Genomic DNA, 22,412 nt, shown 5'->3' with positions numbered 1-22,412 from the left:
CCCGCCATGGACCTGGTGATCGGCCCCCTCGACCTCTCCGCCCACGTCGACGAGGCGCTGGCCGTCCAAGCCGTGGCCTTCGGTCTCGGCCCCGACGAAGTCGCCGTCCGCCGCCAGATCGTCCTCCGCCACATGACCTACCCCGGCGCCCGCGCCCTCGGCGCCACGGCCGGCGGCGACCTGGTCGGATTCGTCTACGGCATGCCCAACGACCGCACCCACTGGTGGTCCACCGTCGTCGAGCCCTACCTGCGCGACCGGCACAACGACCACTGGCTCGACGACTCCTTCGTGATCACCGAACTGCACGTCCACCCCGCGTACCAGAACCGCGGAGTCGGACGCTCCCTGATCACCACCATCACCGACGGCGCCGCCGAACCCCGCTCGATCCTCTCCGCGATCGACACCGACAGCCCCGCCCGCGCCCTCTACCGCTCCCTCGGCTACCAGGACCTGGCCCGCCAGGTCCTCTTCCCCAGCGCGCCGAAGCCGTACGCCGTGATGGGCGCCCCCCTGCCGCTGCGCCGCCGTTAACCGATTTCCACCGCCGCGCACCCCCCGGCTAACCTCCTGCCATCACCTTCCCCCGCTCCCGGGCCCGCCCGGGCGGGGGGATCCCCAGCAGCAGGAGCAGAGGAACCATGGCGAACGTACCGGTCCAGCGCATGTCCCAGTTGTTGGCGAAGACGTTGCGCGACGACCCGGCCGACGCCGAGGTCCTCAGCCACAAGCTCCTCGTCCGCGCCGGCTACGTGCGCCGCACCGCCGCCGGCATCTGGAGCTGGCTGCCCCTCGGCAAGAAGGTGCTGGCCAACGTCGAGCGGATCGTCCGCGAGGAGATGGACGCCGTCGGCGCCCAGGAGGTCCTGCTCCCCGCGATCCTGCCGCGCGAGCCCTACGAGGCCACCGGCCGCTGGGAGGAGTACGGCCCCGAGCTGTTCCGCCTCCAGGACCGCAGGGGCGGTGACTACCTCCTCGGCCCCACCCACGAGGAGATCTTCACCCTCCTGGTGAAGGACCAGGCGTCCTCCTACAAGGACCTGCCGGTCATCCTCTACCAGATCCAGAACAAGTACCGCGACGAGGCGCGCCCCCGGGCCGGCATCCTGCGCGGCCGCGAGTTCCTGATGAAGGACTCCTACTCCTTCGACACCGAGGACGAGGGCCTCGCCAAGTCCTACGCCCTGCACCGCGAGGCCTACCAGAAGATCTTCGCGCGCCTCGGCCTCGACTACCGCATCTGCGCCGCCACCGCTGGCGCCATGGGCGGCTCCAAGTCCGAGGAGTTCCTCGCCCCCGCCGAGGCCGGCGAGGACACCTTCGCCGACTGCCCGAACTGCGACTTCGCCGCCAACACCGAGGCGATCACGTACGAGCTGAAGCCCGTCGACGCGGCGAGCGTGCCCGCCGCCGAGGACATCCCCACCCCCGACACCCCGACCATCGAGACCCTCGCCGCCTCCCTCGGCGTCCCGGCCTCGGACACGCTGAAGAACCTCCTGGTGAAGGTCGACGGCGAGATCGTCGCCGTCGGCGTCCCCGGGGACCGCGAGGTCGACATGGACAAGGTCGAGGCGCACTTCGCCCCGGCCACCGTCGAGCTGGTCACCGAGACGGACTTCGCGGCCCGCCCCGACCTGGTCCGCGGCTACGTCGGACCGCAGGGCCTGGACAAGGTCACCTACATCGCCGACCCGCGCGTCGCCCCGGGCACGTCCTGGATCACCGGCGCCAACAAGGCCGGCACCCACACCAAGAACGTCGTCGCGGGCCGTGACTTCGAGGTCGACGCCTACGTCGACGTCGTCGTCGTGCAGGAGGGCGACCCCTGCCCCAAGTGCGGCACGGGCCTCGTGCTGGACCGCGCCATCGAGATCGGCCACATCTTCCAGCTGGGCCGCAAGTACGCCGACGCCCTCAAGCTCGACGTCCTCGGCCAGAACGGCAAGCCGGTCCGCGTCACCATGGGCTCCTACGGCATCGGCGTCTCCCGCGCGGTGGCCGCCCTGGCCGAGCAGACCGCCGACGACAAGGGCCTGTGCTGGCCCGCCGAGGTCGCCCCGGCCGACGTCCATGTGGTCGCCGCCGGCAAGGCCCTGCAGACCGAGCTGGCCCTCGACATCTCCCAGAAGCTGGCCGCGGCCGGTGTCCGCGTCCTGGTCGACGACCGCCCCGGCGTCTCCCCGGGCGTCAAGTTCACGGACTCCGAGCTGATCGGCGTACCGCGGATCCTCGTGGCCGGGCGGCGCGCGGCCGAGGGCGTGGTGGAACTGAAGGACCGCCGTACCGGCGAGCGTGAGGAACTGACGGTCGAGGAGGCCGTCGCCCGCCTCACGGCGTAGTACCGAGAGCGCCGGGCGGCCGACCCCTTCGGTCCGCCCGGCTCCCTACAGCCACCCGGCGAATTCCAGGAGCAGTTCGGCGTCGCGGGGGCGTCCGACCCGGCCGGCCCGCACCCCCGACTCCACGGCCCGGAACAAGGTCCAGCCCCGCAGCCGGTCCTGGTCGACGTCCAGGGACTCGGCCAGCCGCTTCACCCGCCGCCGGGTCGTGGCCGCGCCGGACGGCTGGGCGATCAGGTCCTCGACCCGGTCCCGGACCAGCCGGGCCAGGTCGAACGCGCACTCGCCGACCACCGGGTCGGGCCCCACGGCCAGCCACGGCGTCCGCGTCCCGGCGAGGACCTTGCTCTGCCGGAACGTGCCGTGCAGCAACCGGTGTTCGGGTGGCGAGGCCAGCAGTTCCTCGCGCGCCGCGAGGGCCAGGTCGACCAGCGGGGCCACCTCGGGATCGGCCTGCGCCCGCGCCCGCATCGCCTCGGCCTGCCGGCCGGTCCGCTCGGTCACGGTCTCGAAGGGGAACACCGCGGGCGGTTCGACCCACAGCCGCCGCAGCGTCCCCGCCGCCTCCAGCAGGGCCTTCGCCTCCGGCAGCGTCCGCACCGAGACGTCCGGATGCAGCCGCTCCAGCAACAGGACGCCCTCCGTCGAGAACGGTTCGAGCAGCTGCACGGCACCCCGCCCGGCCCACTGCGCGAGCGCGGCACGCTCCGCCTCCGGGCGGGCCCGGCCCGGCGCCAGCTTGAGCACGGCCGGCGTCCCCTCGGCCGTACGCACCAGCACGACCAGGCTGCTGCGCCCGCCGGGCACCTGCACCCGTTCCACGGTCAACTCGCGTAGCGCGACGGCACGCCGCACCGCCTCGGGCAGCTTCTCCAGCCAGTCGTCACCTTCGGGCGCGGTCTCCCTGAGCGCCCTGACCAGGCGCTCAGGCGGTTCGACAACCATGCGCGAGTCGTTCCCTTCGTGCTGTGCGCGGTGCGTGCCCCGCGCGGGTCACGCCGTCGGCGCCGCCGAGGGCGGGGCCGTGCCGGCCCGCTCGGCGAGCCCAGGGAAGGCTACGCTCCCGCCGCGCCAGCGCACGGCTCGCACCGCCGCCTCCCGCAGCGCCTCGGCGGCCAGGGCCCGTCGCCCGCCGGCCGCCGCGCGCACCAGGTCGGCGTAGATCCCGGCCACCCGGTCCTCCAGCTCGGCGGCGAACCGTACGGCCGCCGCCGCGTCCGGGACGGCGAACGGCAGCGCGTACCCGGCGGACGCGGCCACCGGCCGGCCTCCCAGGTCCTTCACCTCACGCACCAGGGCGTCCCGGCGCGCCCGGTGCGCGTCGTAGGCCGTGACGGCCTCGGCGCGCCGCCCGTCGCCGATCTTCCCGCCGACGACGCCGTAGCCGTACACCGCCGCGTGCTCGGCCGCCAGAGCCGCCTGGAGGGCCCTGAGCTCCCGGTCCTTCGCCTCGCTCACGCGTCGCCCTCCGTCAGCAGGAACACGTGCGCCGCCCCGGCCGCGGCCACCGACGCCAGCAGCCGCGCCAGCTCACCCGGCACCGCGCCCAGCGCCTTGGTCCGCCGGTCCGCGAGCTCCCGCTCCGCAGCGGCGAGCCCGGCGAGGGCCTCTTTGTCGTTGCCCGGCACGGCAGGGGACGGGGACGGCGAGGCCGAAGCGGAGGCCGAGGGCGACGCGGAAGCGGACGCCGGGGGCGACGCCTTGCGGTCACTTCCGAACGCCCGCGCATGCCGTACGACCTCCTCGCGCAGCGGCCGCAGCCGCCCCGTGAGCCCGGGCCGGGCGGCGATCACCGCGTCGTACCGCTCGACCAGAGCCTCGCTGTCCCGGGCCGCACGCGCGCGGGCCCGGTCGGCGGCCGACGCGGCGGCCGGGCCACCGGAGTCCCCGCCGGTGCACCCCGACAGGGCGAGGGCCGCCGGGGCGACCGCGAGCAGGCTCCTTCTGCGCGGCCCCGAGCGGGCACGCGGCGATGGGGGGAACGGCACGTCAGACGTCCTCGGGGGCTCGTGTCGAGAAACATTCGAAAAGCATTCGCGAAGCATTCGAGAAAGAAAGGACTGCGAGGGCTGCACGCCCGTGATCACGGTACCCGGGCCCTTGCCCGGCATCACTCAGCGGCACCGTTCGTGACCGGGTGGACGGCAACACTCCCTGCGACCGGATACCCTTTGACCAGACACGCGCCCCATCCCACAACAGCACACGCGGCCGAGGAGTCACCCGGATGAGCACCACCCAGAGCGAGAGGCTGCGAGAGCTACTGGAGCCGCTCGTCACCTCCCAGGGCCTGGATCTCGAAGAGATCGAGGTGGACTCCGTCGGACGCAAGCGTGTGCTGCGCGTGGTGGTCGACTCGGACACGGGCGCCGACCTGGACCAGATCGCCGATGTGAGCCGCGCGCTCTCGGCGAAGCTCGACGAGACGGACGCGATGGGCGAGGGTGAATACACCCTCGAGGTCGGCACCCCGGGCGCGGAGCGCCCCCTCACCGAGCACCGTCACTACGTGCGTGCCACCGACCGGCTGGCGAAGTTCCAGCTGGCCGAGGGCGGCGAGCTGGTCGCCAGGATCCTGAAGGTCGACGACGAGGGTGTCGACACCGAGGTGCCCGGCGTGAAGGGCCGCAAGCCCACCGCGCGCAGACTCGCCTTCGACGACATCGTCAGGGCGCGTGTCCAGGTCGAGTTCAGCCGCAAGGACAACAAGAAGGAAGAGGAGGCGTAGCCGTGGACATCGACATGAGCGCCCTGCGGGGCTTGGTTCGGGAGAAGGAGATCTCCTTCCCCCTGCTGGTCGAGGCGATCGAGTCGGCCCTCCTCATCGCCTACCACCGCACCGAGGGAAGCCGCCGTCACGCGCGCGTGGAGCTCAACCGGGAGACCGGCCATGTGACCGTGTGGGCGAAGGAGGACCCCGACGACCTCGAGGAGGGCCAGGAGGCCCGCGAGTTCGACGACACCCCGTCCGGTTTCGGCCGTATCGCCGCCACCACGGCCAAGCAGGTCATCCTGCAACGCCTGCGCGACGCCGAGGACGACGCGACGCTCGGCGAGTACGCCGGCCGTGAGGGCGACATCGTCACCGGTGTGGTCCAGCAGGGCCGCGACCCGAAGAACGTGCTCGTCGACATCGGCAAGCTCGAGGCCATCCTGCCGGTGCAGGAGCAGGTGCCCGGGGAGACCTACCAGCACGGCATGCGGCTGCGCAGCTACGTGGTCCGGGTGGCCAAGGGCGTCCGCGGCCCGTCCGTGACGCTGTCGCGCACGCACCCCAACCTGGTGAAGAAGCTCTTCGCCCTGGAGGTGCCCGAGATCGCCGACGGGTCGGTGGAGATCGCCGCGATCGCCCGTGAGGCCGGTCACCGCACGAAGATCGCCGTGCGGTCCACCCGCTCCGGCCTGAACGCCAAGGGCGCCTGCATCGGCCCCATGGGCGGCCGCGTGCGCAACGTCATGGCCGAGCTCAACGGTGAGAAGATCGACATCGTGGACTGGTCGGACGACCCGGCCGACATGGTGGCGAACGCGCTGTCCCCGGCCCGGGTCTCCAAGGTGGAGATCGTGGACATGGCGACCCGGTCCGCCCGGGTGACCGTGCCCGACTACCAGCTGTCCCTGGCCATCGGCAAGGAGGGGCAGAACGCCCGCCTCGCCGCCCGGCTGACCGGCTGGCGGATCGACATCCGCCCGGACACCGAACCGGCCGGGAACGGATCCGAGGAATAGATCCAAGCCGCGGGCCGTTCAGATCACGACAGGTTCATGCGCGCCAACTGTTCGAATCCTGCCCCAAAGGGGTGAGGCGCGCACGGGGAGGTAGACTTAACTGTGTCTGGCCGGACGCGCGACCGAGCTTGCCCTGAACGCACGTGTGTGGGGTGCCGGGAGCGAGCGGCCAAGGCCGGGCTGCTGCGGATCGTGGCGATCGAGGACGCATGCGTCCCTGATCCACGCGGTACGCTGCCCGGCCGGGGTGCGTACGTTCACCCCGCACCGGTCTGTCTCGACCAGGCGGTACGCCGCCGGGCGTTCCCGCGGGCACTGCGCGTCCCGGGACCGCTCGACACAAAGGCGTTGCGCCGATACGTCGAGCGGACGACAGTTGCCGAGCAGGCAACACGGTAAGACGTGCCGTACGGAACCCCGTGCGGCTAGGTACCTCGCGAGTCGAAAGCAGGTCGAGATTGCGATGAGCACTCGATGAGTACGCGATGAGTACGCCCATGAACTAGCGACGGTCCGGACGCAACCCGGACCTCAAAGGAGCGAAGTGGCTAAGGTCCGGGTCTACGAACTCGCCAAGGAGTTCGGTGTCGAGAGCAAGGTCGTCATGGCCAAGCTCCAGGAACTCGGTGAATTCGTCCGTTCGGCGTCTTCGACGATCGAAGCGCCTGTTGTACGCAAGCTGACGGACGCCCTCCAGCAGGGCAGTGGCGGCGGCAAGTCCGCCCCCGCCCGCAAGGCTGCCCCGGCGAAGCCGGGCGCCCCCTCTCCCGCGCAGGCCGCCCGTCCGGCCGCCCCGCGCCCGCCGGCCCCCAAGCCGGCCGCCGCCGAGAAGCCCGCGGCTCCCGCCGCGCCGGCTGCTCCCGGCCCCCGTCCCACCCCGGGCCCGAAGCCCGCGCCGCGGCCCGCCCCGGCGTCCCCGGCTCCGACGACGCCCGAGTTCACCGCGCCCCCGTCGGCTCCCGCCGCACCGGCCTCGCAGGGTCAGGGCCCGGGCTCCGGCGCGCGTCCGGGCGCCCCGCGTCCGGCCGGCCAGGCGCCGCGTCCGGGTGCCCCGCGTCCGGGTGGTTCCGGCCAGGGCGGCCAGGGCCGTGGTGACCGCGGCGACCGTCCCGGCGCTCCGCGTCCGGGTGGCGGCGCCCCGCGTCCCGGCGCCCGTCCGGCGGGTCCCCGTCCGGGCAACAACCCCTTCACCTCCGGCGGCTCCACCGGCATGGCGCGCCCGCAGGCGCCCCGTCCCGGCGGTGCTCCGCGTCCGGGCGGTCCCGGTGCGCCCGGTGGCGCCCCGCGTCCGCAGGGCCAGGGCCAGGGCGGTCCCCGTCCGCAGGGTGCCGGCGGCGGTCCTCGTCCGCAGGCTCCGGGCGGCGCGCGTCCGACCCCGGGCGGCATGCCCCGCCCGCAGGGTGGCGGCCCCCGTCCCGGCGGCGGTCCCGGCGGTCCCCGTCCGAACCCCGGCATGATGCCGCAGCGTCCGGCTGCCGGCCCGCGTCCCGGCGGCGGTGGCCCCGGTGGCCGCGGTCCCGGTGGCGGCGGTCGTCCCGGTGGCGGCGGCGGTCGCCCGGGTGGCGGCGGCTTCGCCGGCCGTCCCGGTGGCGGCGGCGGCGGTTTCGCCGGTCGTCCCGGTGGTCCCGGTGGCGGTGGCGGCGGTTTCGCCGGTCGTCCCGGTGGTCCCGGTGGCGGTGGCCGTCCCGGCTTCGGTGGCCGTCCCGGCGGTCCCGGTGGCCGTGGTGGCACGCAGGGTGCCTTCGGCCGTCCCGGTGGTCCCGCGCGTCGTGGCCGCAAGTCGAAGCGGCAGAGGCGCCAGGAGTACGAGGCCATGCAGGCCCCGTCGGTCGGCGGTGTGATGCTGCCTCGCGGCAACGGCGAGACCGTTCGCCTGTCGCGCGGTGCCTCGCTCACCGACTTCGCGGAGAAGATCAACGCCAACCCGGCGTCGCTCGTCGCGGTCATGATGAACCTCGGCGAGATGGTCACGGCCACGCAGTCCGTCTCCGACGAGACGCTGCAGCTCCTCGCCGACGAGATGAACTACACGGTTCAGATCGTCAGCCCCGAGGAGGAGGACCGCGAGCTCCTCGAGTCGTTCGACATCGAGTTCGGCGAGGACGAGGGCGACGAGGAGGACCTGATGGTCCGCCCGCCGGTCGTCACCGTCATGGGTCACGTCGACCACGGCAAGACCCGGCTCCTCGACGCCATCCGCAAGACGAACGTCATCGCGGGCGAGGCCGGCGGCATCACCCAGCACATCGGTGCCTACCAGGTCGCGACCGAGGTCAACGACGAAGAGCGCAAGATCACCTTCATCGACACCCCGGGTCACGAGGCGTTCACCGCCATGCGTGCCCGTGGTGCGCGGTCGACGGACATCGCGATCCTGGTCGTCGCGGCCAACGACGGCGTCATGCCGCAGACGGTCGAGGCGCTCAACCACGCCAAGGCGGCCGAGGTCCCGATCGTCGTCGCGGTCAACAAGATCGACGTCGAGGGTGCCGACCCGACCAAGGTGCGCGGTCAGCTGACCGAGTACGGCCTGGTGGCCGAGGAGTACGGCGGCGACACCATGTTCGTCGACATCTCCGCCAAGCAGGGTCTGCACATCGACTCCCTGCTGGAGGCCGTGATCCTGACGGCCGACGCCTCGCTCGACCTGCGGGCCAACCCGAACCAGGACGCGCAGGGCATCTCGATCGAGTCCCGCCTCGACCGCGGCCGCGGTGCCGTCTCGACGGTCCTCGTCCAGCGCGGCACCCTGCGGGTCGGCGACACCATGGTGGTCGGCGACGCGTACGGCCGCGTCCGGGCGATGCACGACGACAACGGCAACAGCGTCGCCGAGGCCGGTCCCTCGACGCCGGTGCAGGTCCTGGGCCTCACCAACGTCCCGGGTGCGGGCGACAACTTCCTGGTGGTCGACGAGGACCGTACGGCCCGTCAGATCGCCGAGAAGCGCGCCGCCCGTGAGCGCAACGCCGCGTTCGCCAAGCGCACGCGCCGCGTCTCCCTCGAGGACCTGGACAAGGTGCTCAAGGCCGGCGAGATCCAGCAGCTCAACCTCATCATCAAGGGTGACGCTTCCGGATCCGTCGAGGCGCTCGAGTCCTCGCTGCTCCAGCTGGACGTCGGCGAAGAGGTCGACATCCGCGTCCTGCACCGTGGTGTCGGTGCGGTCACGGAGTCCGACATCGACCTGGCCATGGGCTCCGACGCCATCGTCATCGGCTTCAACGTGCGCGCCGCCGGGCGTGCGCAGCAGATGGCCGAGCGCGAGGGTGTCGACGTCCGGTACTACTCGGTCATCTACCAGGCGATCGAGGAGATCGAGGCGGCCCTCAAGGGCATGCTCAAGCCGGAGTACGAAGAGGTCGAGCTCGGTACGGCGGAGATCCGCGAGGTCTTCAAGTCGTCCAAGCTGGGCAACATCGCGGGTGTTCTCATCCGCTCCGGCGAGGTCAAGCGCAACACCAAGGCGCGCCTCATCCGCGACGGCAAGGTGGTCGCGGAGAACCTCAACATCGAGGGTCTGCGTCGCTTCAAGGACGACGTCACCGAGATCCGCGAAGGGTTCGAGGGCGGTATCAACCTCGGCAACTTCAACGACATCAAGGTCGACGACGTCATCGCGACGTACGAGATGCGCGAGAAGCCGCGCGTCTAACCTGAGTCACGATCGGGGCCGGTCGGCGGGACTTATTCCGTCGATCGGCCCCGGCCGTTGCGTGTACGGTTCCCGTATCGGCGTCCAAGCGCGGCGCCCGTACCCCGAACCGGCGGGACATCCGGATCACACATGTATGTGGGGACTCTGTCCTTCGATCTGCTCCTCGGCGACGTCCACTCGCTGAAGGAGAAACGCTCTCTCGTCCGTCCGATCGTGGCCGAACTCCAGCGCAAGTACGGCGTGAGCGCGGCGGAGACGGGCAACCAGGACCTCCACCGCAGGGCCGAGATCGGGCTCGCCGTGGTCAGCGGGGAGGCGGGACACCTCACCGACGTACTGGACCGCTGCGAGCGGCTGGTCGCGGCACGGCCCGAAGTCGAACTGCTCTCGGTTCGACGCAGGCTCCACAGCGACGAAGACTGAAGCAACAAGAAAGCACTTAAGGAGACGGACCAGTGGCCGACAACGCGCGCGCCAAGAGGCTGGCGGACCTCATCCGAGAGGTGGTGGCCCAGAAGCTGCAGCGCGGGATCAAGGACCCGCGGCTCGGCTCGCACGTCACCATCACGGACACCCGGGTCACGGGTGACCTGCGGGAGGCGACCGTCTTCTACACGGTGTACGGGGACGACGAGGAGCGCGCTGCGGCCGCCGCCGGCCTGGAGAGCGCCAAGGGCATCCTGCGCTCCGAGGTGGGCCGGGCCGCGGGGGTGAAGTTCACGCCGACCCTGGCCTTCGTCATGGACGCCCTCCCGGACAACGCGCGCGCCATCGAGGACCTCCTCGACAAGGCGCGGCAGTCCGACGAGAAGGTGCGCGAGGCCTCCGCGGGCGCCAAGTACGCCGGCGACGCCGACCCGTACCGCAAGCCCGAGGACGACGAGACGGACGACACCGCCGAATGACCCAGAAGCACACCACGCCCGACGGCCTTGTCATCGTCGACAAGCCGTCGGGCTTCACTTCGCACGACGTCGTCGCCAAGATGCGCGGCATCGCCCGGACGCGACGCGTCGGGCACGCCGGCACGCTCGACCCGATGGCGACGGGCGTCCTCGTCCTCGGCGTCGAGAGGGCCACCAAGCTCCTCGGCCACCTCGCGCTGACCGAGAAGGAGTACCTGGGCACCATCCGGCTCGGCCAGAACACCCTCACGGACGACGCCGAGGGGGACATCACCTCCACCACGGACGCCTCCCAGGTCACCCGGGACGCCATCGACGCCGGGGTCGCCAAGCTGACCGGCGACATCATGCAGGTGCCGTCCAAGGTCAGCGCCATCAAGATCAACGGCGTGCGGTCCTACAAGCGAGCCCGGGACGGCGAGGAGTTCGACATCCCGGCCCGGCCCGTGACCGTCTCCTCGTTCGGCGTGTACGACGTGCGAGAGGCCGTCGCCGAGGACGGCACGGCCGTGCTCGACCTGGTCGTGTCGGTCGTCTGCTCCTCCGGCACCTACATCCGGGCCCTGGCCCGCGACCTGGGAGCCGACCTCGGGGTCGGCGGTCACCTCACCGCCCTGCGCCGCACCCGCGTCGGCCCCTACAAGCTGGACGCGGCCCGCACGCTCGACCAGCTCCAGCAGGAACTGACCGTGATGCCGATCGCCGAGGCCGCCGCGGCCGCGTTCCGCCGCTGGGACGTCGACGCCCGACGGGCCAAGCTGCTCACCAACGGCGTGCGGCTCGAGATGCCCGAGACCTACGCGGGCGCCGGTCCCGTCGCCGTCTTCGATCAGGAGGGCCGCTTCCTCGCCCTCGTCGAGGAGCAGCGGGGCAAGGCCAAGAGCCTGGCCGTCTTCGTCTGACGCGGGCACGGGGGCCCGGCGGTCCGCCCGTGGAGCGGCGGCCACGGGGTACCTCCACTTCCGCCGCTCCACGGTCCCCCCTCGGTTCCCCCACCCCTAGGGTGTATCCCGCCGCCCCCGTTCCTTCACCCGTCCGTGCGGGCGCTCGGAGTGAACCGGGGGAGCGGAAGGGGGCGCTTTCGCTGAGCGATCTGTCCCGCTGATCATCACGCGCCTACTGTCGAACACAAGGGCACGGGTGTACGGCGGGGAGGCTCGACGATGGCGTCGCGGAACCGGTCCCGGGAGGCGGACGACAGCTCACGAGGCTCCCAGGACCGCCCCGGACCAGCGGGACACGAGGACGGGGTGATCCCCGGGGACGCCCTCGTCCGCATCCACGATCCGGCCGGCCGCCCCCGCGGCACCGGCTTCCTGGCCGACCACCACGGCATGCTGATCACCAGCCACGAGGCCGTCGAGGGCCTGCCCCGGCTCGTCCTGTACGGCGCGGGGGGCCGTCGCCGGGAGGTGTCCGCCGACGCGGTCACCCCGCTGCCCGCGCTGGACCTCGCCCTGGTGCGCACCGAGGGGCTCGGTGTGCCGCCGCTGCCCGTCACCGTGCGGGACGGCGCGCGGACGGGCGCCTATGTGCGGATCCCCGCCGGGGGCTGGCGCGAGGCCCGGGTGCTGGGCCCGGCCGCCGTGACGTACGCGGCCACGGACCGCTCCCACCGCATCGAGGCGCTGGAGCTGGCAGTCGGCACGGCGGGCCGGGACGCGCTGCGGCCGGGCGGCGGAGCGGCCGGGGGGCCCGTGCTCGACGCGCAGACCGGCGCGGTCGTCGCGGTCCTCGGCACCGCCCTCAGCTCCGACCACCGTGACGTCGGGTTCGCCGTACCGCTGCGCGCCCGGATCCCCGGCGCGGGGGGCCCGCTCGCCGAACTGCTCGCGGAGAACGCGGCGACGGTCCCCGCTCATGGGGCCGATCTGAACCTGGCCGGGGTGCTGGAGCTGACCGGCACCTCGGTGGGTCTGGACGGCCCGCCCGGCGGGACCGGTGTCCCGGAGCCGGTCGAACGGGCGGAAGCGGCCGCCCGGTTGGACGCCTTCCCGGCCGGCCCGGCGGCCGTCCTCGGTCTCGTCGGGCCACCGGGCAGCGGCCGTACGACGGAACTCGCGGCGCTCGCCGCGCGCCGCGGCCGCGGCGGGCAGCCCACGCTGTGGCTGCGCGGCTGCGAGCTGCGCGACGACGACACCTCGGTGGCGGACGCGGTCCGCCGGGCGCTGACCCGGGCCGCCCCCGTCCTGGCCGCCGCCCGGGCCCCGCACCCGCCCTCCCCGCCGGTCCCGGCCGACCCGGCGGACACCACGCCCGAGCGCTTGGCGCGCCTCACCGGTTCGCTCGGCCGGCCCCTGCTGCTCCTCCTGGACGGCCCAGAGGAGATGCCCCCCGCGGTGGCCCGGCGGCTGTCCGCCTGGGCGGAGGGGACCGTGCGGTGGCTGCGGGAGACGGGAGCGCGGCTGGTCGTGGCCTGCCGTCCCGAGTACTGGGAGGAGGTGTCGGACCCGCTGCGCCGCCCCGCGTGCGTACGACTGGGCGATCTCACCGAGGACGAGGCCCGCGAGGCCCGGCTGCGGTACGGCATCGCCGAGGGCGCCCTCACCGGCCCCGGCGCCCGGCACCCCTTGACCCTCCGGCTGCTCGCCGAGATCCGGGACGGGCTGGACGGCCCCGCCGACCGCCCCGTCCTGGTCACGGCCCCGCTCGACCGGGACGACGTCTTCGCCGCCTACCTGGACCTGATGTGCCTGCGCATCGCCCAGCGGCTGGCCGACGGGGCCGGGCTGCGCGGCACCGCCGTACGCCGGCTGGCCGCGAAGGTCGCCGGGCAGGTGCACGAGGCCGCCCGGCGCAGCCTCGGCCCGGGGACGGGAGACCTGGACCGGCAGGCGTTCGAAGAGGTGTTCCCGTGGGGGCCCGCCCCGGCGCGCCTCGGCGGCCACCCGGGCTGGGCGTCGGCCGTGCTCGCCGAGGGCCTGCTGGTGCCCGCCGGGCCCGGGTACCGCTTCGCGCACGAGGGGCTCGCCGACTGGCTCCAGGGCGCGCACCTCGACCTGGACGAGGCGCTGCACGTCCTCGTCCACCGCGGCGAGGAGGCCGAGTCCGACCCCGTGCCGCGGCACCGCCTCGGGCCGGTCGTCCAGGCCCTGCTGTACCTCGCCCGCCAGCACGGAGCCGGCCGGCCGGTCTCCCGGCTGGCCGACCTGGTGCACGCGCTGGACGCCGATCCGCGCTCCTGGTGGGCCGTCCGGCTGCTCACCGGGACGCTCACGGCCCTGCCCGACGCGACCCCGTACACGGAGGTGCTGCGGCTGCTCGCCGACCGGATCGTGGCATGGCGGCGTCAGGAGCGGCCCGTGCCGGAGGAGCTCGGGCCGGGCTTCTGGACCGGCCTGCGGCTGCCCGGGGAAGCGCGCTGCGCGCTGCTGCGGCGGCTGGTGCACGCCGACGGGCCACCCTGCGAGGCCGGGCCCCGCTTCCTGGACGCCGTCGCCGGGCTCCTCGCCGGTGACCCCACCGCCGTGCAACCGCACCTCGCCGACTGGTTCGACGACGAGCAGCCGCTGCCCGCCACCCCGCACGCGACCGTCGCCACCGCCGCACAGGCACTGCTGCACACCCACCGCCACGGTGCCCTGGACGAGCTGACCGACGTGCTCGCCGACCGCGCGCACCCGCGAGCCGACGAACTCCTGGCCGTGCTGGCCGAGGAGGAGCCGTCGGCGCTGTGCCGGGCCGTCGACCGGTGGGCGCGTGACGAGCGTCAGGCGCGGCGGAACGCCGCGGTGGCGCACGGACTGCGCGTCGCCCCGCACGTGCGCACGGGCGGCGACCGCGCCCTCCTGCGCTACGCGGCCCTCACCCTGCTCGCCCGCCCGGCCGACCGTGCCCTGCACGGGGGCGCGCTCGCCCTCCTCGTCAGGGACCCCCACACCAGGGCCCGCTACCTCCCCCGGGCGCTGGAGCACTTCGCTGCGGGCGACCCGCGGTTCTCACCGGACGCCCTGGCCGAGGCCCTGCTGACCGACCCCGAGCCGGTTCTCACGGCCTTCGGGGCCCGGCTGGAGCGGCCGGACGCCGAAGAGGCGCTGCGGGCGCTCGTCGACGCCACCCCGCCCGGTCTGGCCCGGCGGGTCGCCCCGCTGCTGTGCCGGGCGGCGCGGCAGCGGCCGGAACTGGCCGGACAGGTGGCCGCGTACGCGGACCAGCGGCTGGACCGCGGCCCGGCCGCCCGGCCCGTGCTCCTGCCGCTGGTCACCGGCCTGCTGGAAGGCGGCGACGTGCGGCTGCGCTGCGCCCTCGCCGCCGTCCTCACCCCGCCCGGCATCCCCGCCTCACGTCCGCTGCGTCGCGAACTGCGCGACGCGCTCCTGGCCCGTGAGCACGACACCGACGTCCTCGACGCGCTGCTGCACGCCGCCGCCCGCAACGGCGGGGACGACCTGCGCGACCTCGTCCATCGCGTCGGACTGCTCCTCGTGCGCACCCCGGAGGGCGCCGCCCGTTTCGACCGGGCCCTGGTCGACCTGGGGCGGCACGTACCCGGTTTCGCCGCCCGCGCCGCCGGCTGGCTGGCCGCCGCGCCCGAGGCGTGGGCGGCCCTCGTAGGGCCCAGTTCCCACCGGATGATCGAGAGCCTGGCGGGCTCCGGCGTCCCCGTGTGACCGGCCTCCCCGACACCGGGGCGCGGCACGCAGCCGTGCGCCCTGTCACAGCCCCCATGCCGATGCGGGCAGCGGACACCCGGCATGGCACCCTTAGACCTGCGCACGAGGCAACCACGGACAACGACCGGACACGGGTTCGACGAGCTTTCGACAAGGAGCAGGCACAGTGCAGCGCTGGCGTGGCTTGGAGGACATCCCCCAGGACTGGGGGCGCAGCGTCGTCACCATCGGCTCCTACGACGGAGTGCACCGCGGGCACCAGCTGATCATCCGGCATGCCGTGGACCGGGCGCGCGAGCTGGGCGTGCCCGCCGTCGTCGTCACCTTCGACCCGCACCCCAGCGAGGTCGTACGCCCCGGCAGCCACCCGCCGCTGCTCGCCCCGCACCACCGCCGCGCCGAGCTCATGGCGGACCTGGGCGTGGACGCGGTGCTCATCCTGCCCTTCACGACCGAGTTCTCGAAGCTGTCCCCGGCCGACTTCGTCGTCAAGGTGCTGGTGGACAAGCTGCACGCCAAGGCGGTCGTAGAAGGCCCCAACTTCCGCTTCGGCCACAAGGCCGCCGGGAACGTGGAGTTCCTGTCCACGCAGGGCAAGACCTACGACTTCGAGGTGGAGGTCGTCGACCTGTACGTGACCGGCGAGGCAGGTGGGGGAGAGCCGTTCTCCTCCACGCTGACGCGGCGACTGGTCGCCGAGGGCGACGTCCGGGGCGCGGCGGAGATCCTGGGGCGTCCGCACCGGGTCGAGGGCGTCGTCGTCCGGGGCGCCCAGCGCGGGCGCGAACTGGGCTTCCCCACGGCCAACGTGGAGACGCTGCCGCACACGGCCATCCCGGCCGACGGCGTGTACGCCGGGTGGCTGCACGCCCAGGGCGAAGTGATGCCGGCCGCGATCTCGGTGGGCACGAACCCGCAGTTCGAGGGGACCGAGCGCACGGTGGAGGCGTACGCCATCGACCGCGTCGGGCTCGACCTGTACGGGCTGCACGTCGCGGTCGACTTCCTGGCGTTCGTGCGCGGGCAGGCGAAGTTCGACACGCTGGACGCGCTGCTGGTTCAGATGGGGCAGGACGTGGAGAAGTGCAGGGAGTTGGTGGCGGCCGAGGGGGCTGCCTAGTCCGCGGGTGTGTGGGGGCTTGTCGCGCAGTTCCCCGCGCCCCTTGGGGGCGCGTCCGCACCTGCCCAGTGACATGCCACCTGTGATCCCCCGCCCCCGCCCAGTACCGCCAGGTCCTGGCCCCTGCACGCGTCTGCCACGCCCGCTGCCTCCGCCTCACCGCCGGCCAGGATCTGGCAGCGGGCGTGGAAGCGGCAGCCCGGCGGGACGTGGGTCGGGTCCGGGGGCTCGCCCGTGAGGATCACCGGGGCGCCGGGAGCCTCCGGGAGCACCGACAGGAGCGCCTGCGTGTAGGGGTGCCGGGGTGCCGTCAGGACCTGTTCCACCGCGCCCGTCTCCACGATCCGGCCCAGGTACATCACCGCGACCCGGTCGGCGATGTTCCAGGCCAGGCCCAGGTCGTGCGTGACGACCAGGGCGGACAGGCCGAGTTCGGTGCGCAGCCGCAGCAGCAGGGCGAGGATCTCGCCGCGTACCGAGGCGTCCAGGGACGCCACCGGCTCGTCGGCGACGAGGAGTTCGGGTTGCAGGACCAGCGCGCCCGCGATGACGACTCGCTGGCGCTGCCCGCCGGACAGTTCGTGCGGGTAGCGCAGGAAGAAGCGTTCCGGGGGGCGCAGACCGGCCCGGGACAGGGCCTCGGCGACCGCGGTGCGTTCGTCGCCGCCGTGCCCGTGGATGCGCAAGCCCTCGGCGACCGCGTCGTACACCGTGTGACGCGGGTTGAGGGAGCCGCTCGGGTCCTGGAGGACCAGCTGGACGCGGCGGCGGTAGGCCTTGAGGGACCGGCCGGAGTAGTCCAGCGGACGGCCGTCGAAGACGACCCGCCCCGCCGTCGGTTCGACCAGCCCCAGCAGGCTGCGCGCCAGGGTCGTCTTGCCGCAGCCGGACTCGCCGACCAGCGCGACGATCTCGCCGGGGCGGATGTCGAGGTCGACGCCGTCCACCGCGCGGGCCCGGGGGCCGCCGTGCCGGCCGGGGAAGGTGACGTACAGGCCCTGGGCGCTCAGCAGCGGGGCCGTGGTGACCTGGGAGGCCGTGGGGGAGAGGGTCATGACGTGCTGGGCCTCGCTTCCTCCAGGGCCTCCGGGCCCTCGGCCGAACCGGTCCGCGCAGTCTCCGGGCCGGTCGTCGCACGCTCCTCGACGGTCTCCGCTCCCGGTGGGGCGACCAGCACACACGCCGCCCGCCGCTCCGGTCCCGCCGCCCGCAGCGCCGGGTCCTCCTCGGCACACGACGCAAGCGCCACCGGGCACCGGGGATGGAACGTGCAGCCGGACGGCAGCGCGGCCGGGTCCGGCGGATCGCCCGCCAGACCCTGCGGCGCGAACCGGGACGCCGGGTCGCCGATGCGCGGGAACGCGGCCCACAGGGCGCGGGCGTACGGATGCCGGGCGTCCTCGTACACCTGCGCCGCCGGGCCCTCCTCGACCACCCGGCCCGCGTACATCACCGCGAGCCGGTCGCAGGTGTCGGCGAGGACCGCCAGGTCATGGCTGATCATGATCAGCCCGAGGTCCTGGTCCGCGACCAGCTGCTCGATGAGCCGGAGGATCTGGGCCTGGATCATCACGTCGAGCGCGGTGGTCGGCTCGTCCGCGATGATCAGCCGGGGGTCGCAGGCCAGGGCCATGGCGATCATGACCCGCTGGCGCTGCCCCCCGGACAGTTCGTGCGGGTAGGCGTCCGCGCGGGCCGCCGGCAGACCGACCTGCTCCAGCAGTTCGCCGGTCTTCCTCTTCGCTCCCGCCGCGGTGGCCTTCTTGTGCAGCAGGATCGGCTCGGCGATCTGATCCCCGATGCGGTGCACCGCGTTCAGGGAGTGCATCGCGCCCTGGAAGACGATGGAGGCCCCGGCCCAGCGCACCGCCCGCACGCGGCCCCACTTCATGGTCAGCACGTCTTCGCCGTCGAGGAGCACCTCCCCGGTGATCCGGGCGCCCCCCGGCAGCAGCCGCAGCAGGGCCAGCGCCAGCGTGGACTTGCCGCAGCCGGACTCCCCGGCCAGGCCGAGCTTCCGGCCCGCCTCCAGGCGCAGGTCCACCCCGCGCACCGCGGCCGCCCCGCCCGCGTACGTCACGGTCAGGTTCCTGACGTCGAGCAGACTCAACGCGACACCCCCAGCCTGGGGTTGAGGACGGACTCCACGGCCCGTCCGCACAGCGTGAACGCCAGCGCGACCACGGCGATGGCGATGCCCGGCGGCACCAGGTACCACCAGTCCCCGGCGCTGACCGCGCCCGCCTCCCGGGCGTCCTGGAGCAGCCCGCCCCACGACACGACCGTCGGATCGCCCAGGCCGAGGAAGGCGAGCGTGGCCTCGGCGAGGATGGCCGAGGAGATGATGAGAGTCGTCTGGGCCAGCACCAGCGGCATCACGTTGGGCAGCACGTGCCGGGACATGATGTGCCAGTGGCCTCCGCCGAGCGCCCTCGCCCGCTCGATGTACGGCCGGGTCTCCACGGCGAGGGTCTGGGCGCGCACCAGGCGGGCCGTGGTCGGCCAGGTGGTGACGCCGATCGCGACGACGGTCGTGGTCAGCGAGCGGGACATCACGGTCGCCAGGGCGATCGCGAGCACCAGCGTCGGCATGACCAGGAACCAGTCGGTGATCCGCATCATCACCGTCGCGTACCAGCCCTTGAAGTGCCCCGCCGTCACCCCGATCAGCGTGCCGATCGCCACCGACAGCACGGCCGCGAGCAGCCCGACCAGCAGCGACACCCGCGAACCCCAGATCACCAGGCCCAGCAGGTCGCGCCCGAACTGGTCGGTGCCGAGCGGGAACGAGGCGCTCGGGCTCTGCATCGGACGCCCGGGCGCGGCGGTCACGCTGCTCACGTCGGACCCGACGAACAGCGGTGCGAACAGCGCCAGCAGCGCGCACAGCGAGAGCGCGGCCAGGCCGTACAGCCCCGCCCGTTCGGAGCGGTACTGCCGCCAGAAGCGGGCGACGGACGCCCGGCGCCGCTGCCGGGCGAGGGCCCGTCGGCTCGGGGCGGTCGCGGTCGGAGTCGTCATCGGGCCACCCGGGGGTCCAGCAGCGGATAGACCAGGTCGGCGAGCGTGTTCATCAGGATCACCGCGGCGGCGAACACGAAGAACAACCCTTGCACCAACGGCAGGTCGGGCACGCTCAGCGCCTGGTAGAACAGCCCGCCCAGCCCCGGCCAGGAGAACACCGTCTCCACGAGGATCACGCCCGCCACCGTCCGGCCGAGGTTGATGAAGATCAGCGTCACGGTCGGCAGCAGCGCGTTCGGCACGGCGTGCCGGCGGCGCACCAGGTCGTCGCGCAGGCCCTTGGCCCGTGCGGTCGTCAGATAGTCGCTGCCCATCTCGTCCAGCAGCGCCGACCGCGTGACCAGCAGCGTCTGCCCGTACTCCACGGCCACCAGCGTCACCACCGGCAGCACCAGATGGTGCGCCACGTCCAGGACGTGGGCGAAGCCCTCCTCGCCGCCGGACTCCATGCCGCCGGTCGGGAACATGCCGGGCAGCGGGCCGATGCCCACCGACAGCACGATGATCAGCAGCAGCCCGAGCCAGAAGGACGGGATGGAGTACAGGGTCAGCGCCAGGCCGGTGTTGACCCGGTCGCCGAGCCCGCCGCGCCGCCACGCCGAGCGCGTGCCCAGGAAGATGCCGAGCGCGGTGTAGAGGACGAACGCCGTCCCGGTGAGCAGCAGGGTGTTCGGCAGCGCCTCGGTGATCTTGTCGACGACAGGGGCGCGGAACTGGTACGACGTGCCGAAGTCGCCGGTGAGCGCCTTGCCGCAGTAGTCCGTGAACTGCCGCCACAGCGGCAGGTCGAGCCCGAACTCCTCGCGGTAGGCGGCCAGCTGCTGCGCCGACACCTGACGGCCGCCCGTCATGGTCTTCACCGGGTCGCCGGGAATCAGCCGGAAGAGGAAGAAGCTGGTCACGAGCACGGCCAGCAGGGACACGGCGGCACCGGCCACCTTGCCGGCCAGGTACCGCGGGTACGCGGAGCCCTTGCGTGCCCGCGGCCCGGGCGTCCTCTGCTCGTCCTCGACCAGCGCGGGGGTCGCCTCAGCGGTCATGAGTACCCGCTCGCCGCTTCACTCGCGTTCCTCGGCGGTGGCCCGCCGCCGCATCGCCGCGAAGACGCCGAGCCCGGCCAGGACCACGACACCCGCGACGATCGCGACCACGACCCCCGTCGACGTCGCGTTGTCGGAGGAGTCGCCGGAGTCCGCGGGAACCGCCGACCACCAGCTCCAGTAGCCGTCCTGGCCGTAGATGTTGCCCGCCTTCGCCGGCATGGTCGTGATCGACTTGATCTGGTCCGTCCGGAAGGCCTCGACCGCGTTCGGATACGCCATGACGTTCATGTACCCGAGGTCGTACAGCCGCGACTCCATCTGCCGGACGATGTCCGCCCGTTTGGCGGGGTCGTACTCGGTGAGCTGGCGGGCGTAGAGCTCGTCGTACTTCTTGTCGCAGATGAAGTTGTCCGTCGCGCCGGTCTCCTCGGGCGTCGCCGGAAGCGCCCCGCAGGTGTGGATGGACAGCACGAAGTCCGGGTCGGGGTTGACCGACCAGCCGTCGAACGCCAGGTCGTACTTGCCGGCGAGCCAGGGGTCGGTCACGTTGTCCAGGCAGTCGAGCCGGACGCCGATGCCGAGCTCCCCCCACCACTCCTGGAGGTACTTGCCGACCGCCTTGTCGTTCGGGTCGGTGGCGTGGCACAGCACGCGGTAGGTGATCGGCTTGCCGTCCTTGCCGACGCGCTTGCCGTCGCCGTTCTTCTTGTACCCGGCCCGGTCGAGCAGCCGGGCCGCCTCGGCCGGGTCGTACGCCAGTTTCTGACGGGCGGAAGGTTTCCAGAAGTACTCCTGGAAGCGCGGCGGGATGTATCCCTCGCCCTCGACGGCGTGACCCCGGAACACCTTGTCGATGACGGCCTCGCGGTCGACGGCCCGGAACAGCGCGTTGCGCACCCGCTGGTCCAGCAGGGAGGGGTGGCCGTCGCCGAACTTCTCGCCGTTCTTCGCCCTGGCACCCGGGTTGGTGGCGAGGGCGTAGAAGCGGCGGCCGGGGGCGTCGTTGACCTGGATGTCTTCCGCGCCCTTCAGGGATTCCGCCTGAGCGGGCGTCAGGGACGGCGACCCGGCGACGAACGAGACCTCGCCCTTGCGCAGCGCCGACACGGCCGCGTCCTGGTCCTTGTAGTAGCGGAAGACCAGCTCGTCGAACTTCGGCGAACCGCGCCAGAAGTCCTTGTTGGCCTTGAGCCGGACGTAGCTGTCGGCCTTGTAGCCGCTCAGCACGAACGGCCCGTTCCCGACGACGGGAAAGTCCTTGTCGTTGTTGAACTCGGAGAAGTCGGAGACCTTCTCCCACACGTGCTTCGGCACGATCGGCACGTCCAGCGCGGTCATCGTGGCCTGGGGCTTCTTCAGCTCGATGACCAGCTTGGTGGGGCTAGGCGCGGTCACCTTGCGGAAGTTCCCGACGTAACTGCCGTTCGCCGTGGCCGCGCCGGTGTCGGTCATCATCTTGTTGAACGTCCAGGCCGCGTCCTCGGCGGTGGCCTGCCGGCCGTCCGACCACGTGGAGTTGCCGCGGATCGTGTAGGTCCAGGTCAGCTTGTCCGCCGACGGCTCCCACTTGGTGGCCAGGCCCGGGATGGCGTGGTTGTCCTTGGGGTCGTAGCTGGTCAGGTACTCGTACATGAGCCGGTGAATGCTCGTGCTGAGCAGCCGGACCGCGAGGAACGGGCTGAGCGAGTCCACGCTCTGCGCCACCGCGACGGTCAGCACCTTCTTGCCGTCGTCGGCCGCACGGGCCTGCCGGGGCGCCGGGTCGAGGGGGGTGGCGAGGCCGGCGGTGAGGGTGAGCGCGGCGGCCCCGGCCAGGGCGAGGAGCCGGAGGCCGTGCGGGAGGCTGCGTTTCTGATCGTTCGTGCCCATGGTCGGACCTCGCGTCATCGCTCGGACGGGAAGGACGGGTTGATCAGCTGTCAGATGCGTGTTGTGTGTGTACCAGCGGCCCTCTCCACCCGTCAACGGCGTGTTC

19 protein-coding genes are annotated in these 22,412 nt (G+C 73.0%); 11 read left to right on the top strand and 8 right to left on the bottom strand.

All coding sequences use genetic code 11. The annotated features are described in order from the left end of the window. Positions 1–6: 6 nt before the first annotated feature. Together AB0I06_RS08960 and AB0I06_RS08955 are read left to right on the top strand one after the other, a co-directional pair. Positions 7–537 carry a GNAT family N-acetyltransferase gene (locus tag AB0I06_RS08960; protein ID WP_363118088.1) on the top strand — a complete coding sequence of 177 codons (531 nt, stop codon included), beginning with the start codon at positions 7–9 and terminating at the stop codon, positions 535–537. A gap of 107 nt (positions 538–644) precedes the next feature. Continuing rightward, positions 645–2,345: a proline--tRNA ligase gene (locus AB0I06_RS08955; protein ID WP_363118087.1), complete on the top strand. Its 1,701-nt coding sequence runs from the start codon at positions 645–647 to the stop codon at positions 2,343–2,345. Positions 2,346–2,390: 45 nt separating this feature from the next. On the opposite strand, the gene AB0I06_RS08950 is transcribed toward AB0I06_RS08955, so the two are convergent. From AB0I06_RS08950 to AB0I06_RS08940, 3 genes are read right to left on the bottom strand one after another with little or no spacing between them, the layout of a single operon-like run. Next, positions 2,391–3,290, bottom strand: a complete 900-nt coding sequence (locus AB0I06_RS08950) for an aminoglycoside phosphotransferase family protein (RefSeq protein ID WP_363118086.1) — start codon at positions 3,288–3,290, stop codon at positions 2,391–2,393. A 48-nt stretch (positions 3,291–3,338) separates the two neighbouring features. Then, complete coding sequence (locus tag AB0I06_RS08945) at positions 3,339–3,803, bottom strand: ferritin-like domain-containing protein (RefSeq protein ID WP_363118085.1); 465 nt, start codon at positions 3,801–3,803, stop codon at positions 3,339–3,341. After that, positions 3,800–4,333, bottom strand: a complete 534-nt coding sequence (locus AB0I06_RS08940; protein ID WP_363118084.1) for a hypothetical protein — start codon at positions 4,331–4,333, stop codon at positions 3,800–3,802. Before AB0I06_RS08940 ends, AB0I06_RS08945 begins: the two co-directional genes overlap by 4 nt. Positions 4,334–4,572: 239 nt before the next feature. Here AB0I06_RS08940 and rimP point away from each other — a divergent pair, with 239 nt between their 5' ends. The 9 genes from rimP (at position 4,573) to AB0I06_RS08895 (ending at position 16,370) form a co-directional block, all read left to right on the top strand. After that, positions 4,573–5,073 (top strand): ribosome maturation factor RimP, encoded by a 501-nt coding sequence (gene rimP / locus AB0I06_RS08935; protein ID WP_363118083.1) that lies wholly within the window; start codon positions 4,573–4,575, stop codon positions 5,071–5,073. A 2-nt stretch (positions 5,074–5,075) separates the two neighbouring features. Next, positions 5,076–6,074: a transcription termination factor NusA gene (gene nusA / locus AB0I06_RS08930; protein WP_363118082.1), complete on the top strand. Its 999-nt coding sequence runs from the start codon at positions 5,076–5,078 to the stop codon at positions 6,072–6,074. Between the two features lie 102 nt (positions 6,075–6,176). Next, positions 6,177–6,473 carry a YlxR family protein gene (locus AB0I06_RS08925; RefSeq protein WP_363118081.1) on the top strand — a complete coding sequence of 99 codons (297 nt, stop codon included), beginning with the start codon at positions 6,177–6,179 and terminating at the stop codon, positions 6,471–6,473. 145 nt (positions 6,474–6,618) lie between these two features. Further along, positions 6,619–9,729: a translation initiation factor IF-2 gene (infB, locus tag AB0I06_RS08920; RefSeq protein WP_363118080.1), complete on the top strand. Its 3,111-nt coding sequence runs from the start codon at positions 6,619–6,621 to the stop codon at positions 9,727–9,729. Between the two features lie 132 nt (positions 9,730–9,861). Next, positions 9,862–10,155 carry a DUF503 domain-containing protein gene (locus AB0I06_RS08915; protein ID WP_363118079.1) on the top strand — a complete coding sequence of 98 codons (294 nt, stop codon included), beginning with the start codon at positions 9,862–9,864 and terminating at the stop codon, positions 10,153–10,155. A 32-nt stretch (positions 10,156–10,187) separates the two neighbouring features. Then, positions 10,188–10,637: a 30S ribosome-binding factor RbfA gene (rbfA, locus tag AB0I06_RS08910; protein WP_363118078.1), complete on the top strand. Its 450-nt coding sequence runs from the start codon at positions 10,188–10,190 to the stop codon at positions 10,635–10,637. Next, a complete protein-coding gene (gene truB / locus AB0I06_RS08905) occupies positions 10,634–11,539 on the top strand; it encodes a tRNA pseudouridine(55) synthase TruB (protein WP_363118077.1) in 906 nt (301 codons plus the stop codon). The genes rbfA and truB overlap by 4 nt, the downstream gene beginning before the upstream one ends. A 261-nt stretch (positions 11,540–11,800) precedes the next feature. After that, positions 11,801–15,247 (top strand): trypsin-like peptidase domain-containing protein, encoded by a 3,447-nt coding sequence (locus tag AB0I06_RS08900; RefSeq protein WP_363118076.1) that lies wholly within the window; start codon positions 11,801–11,803, stop codon positions 15,245–15,247. Between the two features lie 169 nt (positions 15,248–15,416). Continuing rightward, complete coding sequence (locus AB0I06_RS08895) at positions 15,417–16,370, top strand: bifunctional riboflavin kinase/FAD synthetase (RefSeq protein ID WP_363118074.1); 954 nt, start codon at positions 15,417–15,419, stop codon at positions 16,368–16,370. Here AB0I06_RS08895 and AB0I06_RS08890 read toward each other — a convergent pair. The 5 genes from AB0I06_RS08890 to AB0I06_RS08870 are packed head-to-tail and all read right to left on the bottom strand — an operon-like array spanning position 16,367 to position 22,306. Continuing rightward, positions 16,367–17,425, bottom strand: a complete 1,059-nt coding sequence (locus tag AB0I06_RS08890) for an ABC transporter ATP-binding protein (RefSeq protein ID WP_363118073.1) — start codon at positions 17,423–17,425, stop codon at positions 16,367–16,369. The two genes, AB0I06_RS08895 and AB0I06_RS08890, sit on opposite strands and share 4 nt — an antisense overlap. Continuing rightward, positions 17,422–18,480 (bottom strand): ABC transporter ATP-binding protein, encoded by a 1,059-nt coding sequence (locus AB0I06_RS08885; RefSeq protein WP_363118072.1) that lies wholly within the window; start codon positions 18,478–18,480, stop codon positions 17,422–17,424. The genes AB0I06_RS08890 and AB0I06_RS08885 overlap by 4 nt, the downstream gene beginning before the upstream one ends. After that, entirely contained in the window at positions 18,477–19,391 is a 915-nt protein-coding gene (locus tag AB0I06_RS08880) for an ABC transporter permease (RefSeq protein WP_363118071.1), read from the bottom strand. The genes AB0I06_RS08885 and AB0I06_RS08880 overlap by 4 nt, the downstream gene beginning before the upstream one ends. Further along, positions 19,388–20,434 (bottom strand): ABC transporter permease, encoded by a 1,047-nt coding sequence (locus AB0I06_RS08875; RefSeq protein WP_363118070.1) that lies wholly within the window; start codon positions 20,432–20,434, stop codon positions 19,388–19,390. The genes AB0I06_RS08880 and AB0I06_RS08875 overlap by 4 nt, the downstream gene beginning before the upstream one ends. An 18-nt stretch (positions 20,435–20,452) precedes the next feature. Beyond that, positions 20,453–22,306, bottom strand: a complete 1,854-nt coding sequence (locus tag AB0I06_RS08870; protein ID WP_363118069.1) for an ABC transporter substrate-binding protein — start codon at positions 22,304–22,306, stop codon at positions 20,453–20,455. Positions 22,307–22,412 lie beyond the last annotated feature (106 nt).

Origin of the sequence: Streptomyces sp. NPDC050674 (assembly GCF_040654575.1) — a bacterium.
Classification (GTDB): domain Bacteria; phylum Actinomycetota; class Actinomycetes; order Streptomycetales; family Streptomycetaceae; genus Streptomyces.
This window is presented reverse-complemented; position numbering and strand designations above follow the sequence as displayed.